Raw genomic sequence first — 1,780 nt, 5'->3', positions numbered from 1 at the left:
GTCGTGAGGCGGGGTCTGAAGGAAGCGTGTAGCAAAGCCACGACCTGACGAACAGAAACCAGATGGGAGGCCTACCCGGACGGACGAGCGAGCCAATGATCGCGAAGTCCATAGCCATCAAGGTCCGGGGTGGTAGATCTGGCGGGTGTGTGGCGAAGGCGGTTGGGCTTACCTCGGGAGGCCTGCGCGGTGTCCTGGACTCAGGACTGAACGGCTCGCAAGGGTTGTTGACCACCGCGCAGGAGTCAGCAGCGGGCATAGTAGGGCAGCGATGCCTGAAGGCCCAAACGGAGAGGAGCGGCGAGTAAGCCGGAGAACTCGACATGGGAGCGCAGCAGAAAACGCATCGCGTCCTCGATAGCGGAGGCAGGGGTGAAGCCCCGAGGGCTGATGATCGAGGGGCTGAACCTATGGCGGCAAACCCCGAGTCTGAAAGCCCGTCGGCTAGTGACCGACTGATGGAGGAAGTCTGCGAACGGGAGAACCTGAAGCAGGCGTTGAAACGTGTGAGAGCAAACAAAGGCGCACCGGGCGTGGACGGCATGACGGTTCAGGCACTACCGGCGTACCTGCGTGAGCACTGGCCGACGATACGGTCCATGCTGCTGGAAGGCACGTACAAGCCACAACCTGTCAGACGAGTCGAGATACCCAAGCCGGATGGAGGTGGCGTGCGCAAGCTTGGCATTCCGTGCGCGCTTGATCGATTCGTTCAGCAGGCGGTATTGCAGGTGCTGCAACAGCGGTGGGACCCGACGTTCTCGGATTCCAGTTATGGTTTCCGTCCGGGACGCTCGGCGCATCAGGCCGTGGCAAAGGCGCAAAGCTACATCCAGTCGGGGCATCGATGGATTGTAGATTTGGACCTCGAGAAATTCTTCGATCGCGTAAGCCACGATATCCTGATGAGCAGGGTGGCAAAGCGTGTCAGCGACAGGCGAGTGCTGAAGCTGATCCGCTCCTTTCTGACGGCGGGCGTGCTGGAAGACGGGCTGGTTGGCGCAACGGACGAAGGGACGCCCCAGGGCGGTCCGCTGTCACCGTTGTTATCCAATCTGATGCTCGACGACCTCGACCGGGAACTTGAGCGACGCGGACTGCGATTTGCGAGGTACGCCGACGACTGTAACGTCTATGTACGCAGCGAACGCGCGGGCCAACGGGTGATGGCGGGGCTGAAAGCCTTCCTCACCAGCAAGCTCAAGTTGACGGTCAACGAGACGAAGAGCGCAGTGGCCGAGCCTCACACGCGAAAGTTTCTGGGATTCACCTTCGGGACCCGGGATCACGTCAAACGGCGCATCGCGCCCAAGGCACTGAGCCGGTTCAAGGAGCGAATCCGGGAAATGACCCAGCGCTCGCACGGGGTCAGCGTTGACCAACTGATCGGCATGCTGAACCGTTACCTGACTGGATGGCGCGGCTACTTTGGATTCTGCGAAACGCCGAGCGTCCTTCAGCGTCTGGACGAATGGGTGCGCCGCCGGGTTCGCTGCTTCTTCTGGAAGCAGTGGCGACGCGGGAACACCCGCTTCCGGGAACTGACGGCGCGAGGGGTGGACCGGTCCCTTGCTGCCCAGACAGCCGGGTCACCCCACAATGCATGGCGGCTGAGTAATAGCCCTGCACTGCAACGGGCGTTGACCAATCGCTTTCTGCGATCCCTCGGTCTTCCATCACTGCGTCCCTAGCCGATCAACCGATCCGAACCGCCGTGTACGGACCCGTACGCACGGTGGTGTGGGAGGGGTCGGGCCGCGAGGCCTGCCCCTATCCCGAT

1 protein-coding gene is annotated in these 1,780 nt (G+C 62.0%); it reads left to right on the top strand.

The annotated features are described in order from the left end of the window. Positions 1 to 323 precede the first annotated feature (323 nt). Positions 324 to 1,691, top strand: coding sequence for a group II intron reverse transcriptase/maturase (gene ltrA, locus PQR08_RS38485; protein ID WP_408164455.1), 1,368 nt, complete (start codon positions 324 to 326; stop codon positions 1,689 to 1,691). Positions 1,692 to 1,780: the final 89 nt, after the last annotated feature.

It is taken from the genome of Caballeronia jiangsuensis (genome assembly GCF_046030135.1).
Taxonomy (GTDB): Bacteria; Pseudomonadota; Gammaproteobacteria; order Burkholderiales; family Burkholderiaceae; genus Caballeronia; species Caballeronia jiangsuensis.
Note: the sequence above shows the minus strand (reverse complement) of the source record. Positions and strands in the feature narration are given on the sequence as shown.

Coding starts and splice junctions, on each gene's coding strand:
- ltrA (WP_408164455.1), top strand. CDS start 324: ATGGGAGCGCAGCAGAAAACGCATCGCGTCCTCGATAGCGGAGGCAGG.